The sequence below is a fragment of the Salinicola sp. genome (assembly GCF_982684285.1).
Window position 1 is genome coordinate 1 of record NZ_CEXLVS010000116.1, and the last position, 6,506, is coordinate 6,506.

Consider the following 6,506-nt stretch of genomic DNA (forward strand, 5'->3'; position numbering starts at 1 on the left):
TCGGGCTTCGGGCGTCGGGCTTCGGGCTTCGGGCTTCGGGCTTCGGGCTTCGGGCGAGAAATGCCAGCGACGCTGGCATTTCTCGCTCAAGGGCAACACCCTGATTTTCGCGGCTCGCTGTCTACCACCAGGCATGAAAATGGTGCGGCGGCCCCTTGCCCTGGCCCACGGTGAGGCGGTCGCTGGCTTCGAGGGCCTCAAGAAGCCACTGCTTGGCGGCGTCGATGGCCGCCTCGACGTCGGGGCGGGCTGGCGGGAGGTGCGCCAGCTGGGCCGCGATCGCCGACGAGAGTGCGCAGCCCGCACCGTGGAGATTGGGCGTCGGCAGGCGCGGCGCATCCAGCCAGCGCGTCGCGTGCGGCATCCACAGCAGGTCCGGGCAGCGATCCAGCGGTAGATGGCCCCCCTTCAGCAGGCCGTAGGGGGCCCCCAGCGCCGCGAGATCGCCCACCATCGCCTCCATGGCGGCGGTATCGCGCGGCACCTCGGTCCCGAGCAGGGCTGCCGCCTCGGGGAGGTTGGGCGTGATCACGTCGGCCAGGGGGATCAGGATATCGCGCACGGCGCGCAGGCCCTCATCGTCCACCAGCCTGTCGCCGCTCTTGGCGACCATCACCGGGTCGAGCACGATCCAGCGCGGCCGGCGCCGCGTCAGCGCCTCGGCGATCGTCTGCGCCACGTCGCGGCTGGCAACCATGCCGATCTTGACCGCATCGATCTCGACGTCGTCGAGCAGGTTGTCCAGTTGGGTGCGGATCAGCGCCACCGATACCGGCTCCACCGCCACCACGCCTCGCGTGTTCTGCGCGATCACGGCAGTAATCACGTTGGTGGCATAGACGCCGAGCGCCGAGAACGTCTTGATATCGGCCTGCAGGCCGGCGCCACCGGACGGATCGGATCCGGCGATCGTCAAGGCATTGGGAGTCGAATGAGAAACCATGGCTGGACATTGCAAGCGGCAGGAAAGCGTCTAGCCTAAGACAAGATGCTGCCATTGCCCAATGGCAATGACGCCGATAAAGGATAGAGTGACGAAGACGACCGCCTGATCCCGGCCCGCCAGATTTGTCGGCGGGCTGCAATAGGACTAATTAGCAGGCTTGTTACCAAGTCGTCATCGTGTAAACTCGTAAACTTACGAACCTGTCAGTCTGGTTCGATATCGCCGAGTTCAGGTTCCATCACGTCTGCGAGGGAAGGCATGTCCGATCCGGTCTCCGCATGGATTGCCAGCTACTGGGCTACCGGGCTGTTCGTGGTGGCCGTCGTTGCACTCTGTGGATTGATGATCGGCGCTGCCAGCCTGCTCGGTGGCCGCAGTCATGGCCGCAGCAAGTCCCTCCCGTTCGAATCCGGCATCGTTGGCGCTGGCACTGCGCGCCAGCGGTTCTCGGTCAAGTTCTATCTCGTTGCCATGCTGTTCGTCATTTTCGACATCGAAGCCGTCTACCTGTTCGGCTGGGCCGTCTCCGTGCGCGAGGTGGGCTGGACGGGATTCGCGGCAGCGACAGTTTTCATCCTCATCCTGCTGGCTGGACTCGTCTACGACGCTCGCGTCGGTGCGCTCGACTGGGCGCCGCGCAAGAGAGGGCGCGAAGACGCCTCGAGAGCGCGCGAGCTGGCCGCCGTGCCGGGAGTCGAGCGTCATGCACGCTGACAACGTCGGCCATCGCGTGGCAGCGCTAAACGCCGAGCCCGGCAGGCAAGGTCGCCATGGCGATCGACAAGATTATAACGATGGGAGCCAGGCATCCGTGACCGGCCTGCGCTTCCTCGACCGTTTTTCTATCAGGTTTGTTGAGGCCCACTATGCAGTACACCCTGACCCGTGCGGAGGGAGGCGATTCCGCGGCTGATCGTTACCCACTTGGCGAGCGTGAGATCGTCGATGATCCGATGAAGCAGCAGGTTCATCGCAATGTATTCATGGGCAAGCTCGAGGACGTGCTCCATTCGGCCGTCAACTGGGGGCGCAAGAATTCGTTGTGGCCCTACAACTTCGGGCTCTCCTGCTGCTACGTGGAAATGACCACGGCGTTCACCGCGCCCCACGACGTCGCCCGCTTCGGGGCCGAGGTCATCCGCGCCTCGCCACGGCAGGCCGACTTCATGGTCATCGCCGGTACCTGCTTCATCAAGATGGCGCCCGTCATCCAGCAGCTCTACGACCAGATGCTCGAGCCCAAGTGGGTCATCTCGATGGGATCGTGCGCCAACTCCGGCGGCATGTACGATATCTACTCCGTGGTTCAGGGCGTCGACAAGTTCCTGCCCGTGGATGTCTACGTGCCCGGCTGCCCGCCGCGCCCCGAGGCGTTTCTTCAAGGTCTCCAGCTCCTGCAGGAGTCGATCCAGGAAGAGCGCCGCCCGCTCTCCTGGGTGGTCGGTGATCAAGGTGTCTACCGCGCCGAGATGCCGTCTCAGCGCGAAAAGCATCGCGATCGACGGATTGCGGTCAAGGAGCTGCGCACCCCCGATGGCATCTAGCCCGATCGCCCACGTCGATCGTTCCTGCCATTGATCCTTGTGGTCATTTTCGACCATTGATTCTGCACCGGGGGCCGCCAGCCATGACCGCAGCCGATGATTCTCAAAACGAGAGCGCGACGACCTTTAGCGCCTCCCATGCCGCCGGTCAGCCCGACGTCGTGGCCGAACTGGTGCGCCAGTTCGGCGAGGCCGCCTTCACGCCGCAGGAGACGCTGACCGCCATGCCGGTCATCTGGGTCGCCCGCGAGCAGCTACGGGACGTGCTCGGCTTTCTGCGGCGCGTGACCGGTCCATTTTCGATGCTGTTCGACCTGAGCGCCGTCGACGAGCGCCTGCGGACCCATCGCCGGGGGCTGCCACCGTCCGATTTCACCGTCTTCTACCAACTGCTGTCGGTGGAGCGGAACGCCGATCTGATGATCAAGGTCGCGCTGCACGAGCGCGATCTCTCGCTGCCCTCGATCAGCGATATCTTCGTCAATGCCAACTGGTACGAGCGTGAAGTGTTCGACCTGTTCGGCATCGATTTTGCCGGCCATCCGCATCTGACCCGGATCATGATGCCGCCGACCTGGACCGGTCACCCGCTGCGCAAGGATTACTCCGCCCGCGCCACCGAGTTCGATCCCTACACCCTGACGGTCAAGGGCCAGGAGGTCGAGCAGGAGGCGCTGCGCTTCGATCCCGCGGCCTGGGGGATGAAGCGCGAGGGGGAAGAGACCGAGTTCATGTTCCTGAACCTCGGGCCCAACCACCCCTCGGCCCATGGCGCGTTTCGCATCGTGCTGCAGCTCGATGGCGAGGAGGTGGTCGACTGCGTGCCGGACATCGGCTATCACCACCGCGGCGCCGAGAAGATGGCGGAGCGCCAGTCCTGGCACAGCTTCATCCCCTATACCGACCGCATCGACTACACCGGTGGGGTGATGAACAACCTGCCCTACGTGCTGGCGGTGGAAAAGCTGGCCGGGATCACGGTCACCGATCGCGCCAAGACGATCCGGGTGATGATGGCGGAGATGTTCCGTATCAACAGCCACCTGCTGTTCCTGGGGACCTACCTGCAGGATCTGGGGGCGATGACGCCGGTGTTCTTCACCTTCACCGATCGCCAGAAGGCCTACGAGGTGATCGAGGCGATCACCGGTTTCCGCATGCACCCGGCGTGGTATCGCATCGGCGGCACCGCCCACGACCTGCCCACCGGCTGGGATAAGCTTGTCCAGGGCTTCGTCAACTGGATGCCCAAGCGCCTCGCCGAGTACGAGAAGGCGATGATGGACAACGCCATCGTCCGCGACCGCACCAAGTTCGTGGCGGCCTTCGACACCCGGCAGGCGCTGGACTGGGGCGTCACCGGCCCCAACCTGCGCGCCACCGGGCTCGACTTCGATCTGCGCAAGAAGCGCCCCTACTCCGGCTACGAGAACTTCGATTTCGAGGTGCCCACCGCCGTCAACGGCGACGCCTTCGATCGCGGCATGATGCGGATCGAGGAGATGCGCCAGAGCGTGCGCATCCTCCAGCAGTGCATCGACCACATGCCGGCCGGCGACTACAAGGCCGACCATCCGCTGACCACGCCGCCGCCGCGGGAAAAGATGCTGCAGCATATCGAGACCCTGATCACCCACTTCCTGCAGGTCTCGTGGGGGCCGGTGCTGCCGGCCGCCGAGTCGATGCAGATGATCGAGGCGACCAAGGGCATCAACAGCTACTACCTGACCAGCGACGGCAGCACCATGAGCTACCGCACGCGCATTCGCACGCCCAGCTTTCCGCATCTGCAGCAGATCCCCGCCGTCATGCGCGGGGGGTTCGTGCCGGATCTGATCGCGCACCTGGGCAGCATCGACTTCGTCATGGCCGATGTGGACCGATGAGGCAGCCATCATGACTACTACCGCGACTATTGGAACGACCATTGCCAGCGACGGTTTTGCCCTCGATCCCGCCGACCGCGAAATGATCCTCGAGGAGCGGGCGCACTATCCCTATCCGCAGGCGGCATGCATCGAGGCGTTGAAGATCGTGCAGAAGCGCCACGGTCACGTGCCGGATGGCGCGATTCCGGCGATCGCCGAAACGCTGGGCATTCGCGTGGCCGACGTCGAGGGCGTGGCGACCTTCTACAGCCTGATCTTCCGTCAGCCGGTCGGCCGCCACGTCATCCTGATCTGCGACAGCAGTTCCTGCTTTTTGACCGATTACGAGGCACTGCGCGACGCCTTCATCGAGCATCTCGGCATCCAGATGGGACAGACCACCGCAGACGGGCGCTTCACCCTGCTGCCGGTGTGCTGTCTCGGCGCCTGCGACCGTGGCCCGACGATTCTGATCGGCGAGGATCTGCACGGCCCGGTCGCGCCGGACGAGATTCCCCGACTGCTGGAGGCCTACGCATGAGCCGCATTCTGCAATCCGCCAGCGAGCGCCGTGCCGAGACCCATCCGCTGACCTGGCGTCTGCACGACGATCAGTCGCCGGTGCTGCTGGACGAATATTGTCGCACCCAGGGCTATGAAGCGGTCACCAAGGCGCTCGAGCAGCACACCTACGAGTCGCTGACCGAGGAAGTGAAGAGCGCCAATCTTCGCGGCCGTGGCGGCGCCGGGTTCTCCGCCGGGTTCAAGTGGAGCCTGACCATGAAGGGTGAGGGCGTCCCCCGCGGTTACATCGTCTGCAACGCCGACGAGATGGAGCCGGGCACGTTCAAGGATCGCCTGCTGATGGAGCAGCAGCCGCACCTGCTGATCGAGGGCATGATCCTGGCCGGCATCGCCAACCGTGCCAAGCAGGGCTACATCTTCCTGCGCGGCGAGTACCATCTGGCTGCCGCCGCGATCCAGCGTGCCCTGGCCGACGCCCGGGCCGATGGCTGGCTGGGTGCGGACGTGCGCGGCAGCGGCTGGGACTTCGATATCGCCCTGCACACCGGTGCCGGTCGCTACATCTGCGGCGAAGAGACCGCGTTGATCAACTCCCTCGAGGGCAAGCGCGCCAATCCTCGCGCCAAACCGCCGTTTCCCGGCCAGTCCGGCGCCTGGGGGCTGCCGACGGTGGTCAACAACGTCGAGACGCTGTGCAACGTGCCGGGTATCGTCAATCACGGTGCCGACTGGTTCCAGGCGCTCTCCGGCGACCTCAGCAGCGACGGTGGCACCAAGCTCTACGGTGTCTCCGGCAAGGTCAACAATCCTGGGCTGTGGGAACTGCCGATGGGCACCACTGGCAATCGGATCCTCGAGCTCGCCGGCGGCATGCGTGACGGCCTGACCCTCAAGAGCTGGCTGCCCGGCGGCGGCAGTACCGGCTTCCTGCTGCCCGAACATCTCGAGCTGGCGCTCGATTTCGACACCATCGGCAAGACCGGCAGCCGCATGGGAACGGGGCTGCTGACCGTGGTCGCCGACAATCAGAGCATGGTCTCGCTGACCCGCAACCTCGAGGAGTTCTTCGCCCGCGAGTCCTGCGGCTGGTGCACGCCGTGCCGCGACGGCCTGCCCTGGAGCGTCAAGCTGCTGCGGGCGCTGGAGGCTGGCGAGGGCGAGGCTGGCGATATCGAGCTGCTGGAGCAGATGGCCCGCGACCTGGGGCCGGGCAAGACCTTCTGCGCGCATGCGCCGGGGGCGGCGATGCCGCTGGCATCCGCGATCCACTATTTCCGTGACGAGTTCGAGCGCGGCATCACCCGACCCAAGGGTGAGGCGCACGCGGACCCGATCCCGGTCGGCAGCGTGTAGGAGGAGTTCGACGCCATGGCCACTATTCACGTCGACGGCAACGATTACGAAGTCGAAGACAGCGACAACCTGCTCCACGCCTGCCTCTCGCTGGGACTGGATATTCCCTATTTCTGCTGGCATCCGGCGATGGGCAGCGTCGGTGCGTGCCGCCAGTGCGCGGTGAAGCAGTACAAGGACGCCGACGATGACCGCGGCATGCTGGTGATGTCGTGCATGGCCCCGGTCAAGGACGACGCCTACATCTCCATCGCCGACGAGGATCTCGAG

The 6,506-nt window shown here is 65.1% G+C and carries 7 protein-coding genes; 6 read left to right on the forward strand and 1 reads right to left on the reverse strand.

Annotated features, from left to right (window positions below):
* Positions 1–121: 121 nt before the first annotated feature.
* Positions 122–943 (reverse strand): bifunctional hydroxymethylpyrimidine kinase/phosphomethylpyrimidine kinase, encoded by an 822-nt coding sequence (gene thiD / locus AC3AYF_RS11570; protein WP_487779751.1) that lies wholly within the window; start codon positions 941–943, stop codon positions 122–124.
* 261 nt (positions 944–1,204) lie between these two features.
* On the opposite strand from thiD, the gene ndhC reads away from it, so the two are divergent.
* From ndhC to AC3AYF_RS11600, 6 genes are all read left to right on the forward strand, one after another.
* Positions 1,205–1,660, forward strand: a complete 456-nt coding sequence (ndhC, locus tag AC3AYF_RS11575; protein WP_149436085.1) for an NADH-quinone oxidoreductase subunit A — start codon at positions 1,205–1,207, stop codon at positions 1,658–1,660.
* Positions 1,661–1,812: 152 nt separating this feature from the next.
* Positions 1,813–2,490, forward strand: a complete 678-nt coding sequence (locus AC3AYF_RS11580; protein ID WP_298845013.1) for a NuoB/complex I 20 kDa subunit family protein — start codon at positions 1,813–1,815, stop codon at positions 2,488–2,490.
* Between the two features lie 83 nt (positions 2,491–2,573).
* Positions 2,574–4,376 (forward strand): NADH-quinone oxidoreductase subunit C/D, encoded by a 1,803-nt coding sequence (gene nuoC / locus AC3AYF_RS11585; RefSeq protein ID WP_295039463.1) that lies wholly within the window; start codon positions 2,574–2,576, stop codon positions 4,374–4,376.
* Between the two features lie 10 nt (positions 4,377–4,386).
* Complete coding sequence (nuoE, locus tag AC3AYF_RS11590; RefSeq protein WP_295039462.1) at positions 4,387–4,899, forward strand: NADH-quinone oxidoreductase subunit NuoE; 513 nt, start codon at positions 4,387–4,389, stop codon at positions 4,897–4,899.
* Complete coding sequence (nuoF, locus tag AC3AYF_RS11595) at positions 4,896–6,236, forward strand: NADH-quinone oxidoreductase subunit NuoF (protein WP_295039460.1); 1,341 nt, start codon at positions 4,896–4,898, stop codon at positions 6,234–6,236. Before nuoE ends, nuoF begins: the two co-directional genes overlap by 4 nt.
* 15 nt (positions 6,237–6,251) lie before the next feature.
* Positions 6,252–6,506, forward strand: a 255-nt coding sequence (locus AC3AYF_RS11600; protein ID WP_487779752.1) for a 2Fe-2S iron-sulfur cluster-binding protein, incomplete at its 3' end; no start/stop codon positions are given.

Coding starts and splice junctions, on each gene's coding strand:
- nuoC (WP_295039463.1), top strand. CDS start 2,574: ATGACCGCAGCCGATGATTCTCAAAACGAGAGCGCGACGACCTTTAGC.
- nuoF (WP_295039460.1), top strand. CDS start 4,896: ATGAGCCGCATTCTGCAATCCGCCAGCGAGCGCCGTGCCGAGACCCAT.
- thiD (WP_487779751.1), bottom strand. CDS start 943: ATGGTTTCTCATTCGACTCCCAATGCCTTGACGATCGCCGGATCCGAT.
- AC3AYF_RS11580 (WP_298845013.1), top strand. CDS start 1,813: ATGCAGTACACCCTGACCCGTGCGGAGGGAGGCGATTCCGCGGCTGAT.
- nuoE (WP_295039462.1), top strand. CDS start 4,387: ATGACTACTACCGCGACTATTGGAACGACCATTGCCAGCGACGGTTTT.
- ndhC (WP_149436085.1), top strand. CDS start 1,205: ATGTCCGATCCGGTCTCCGCATGGATTGCCAGCTACTGGGCTACCGGG.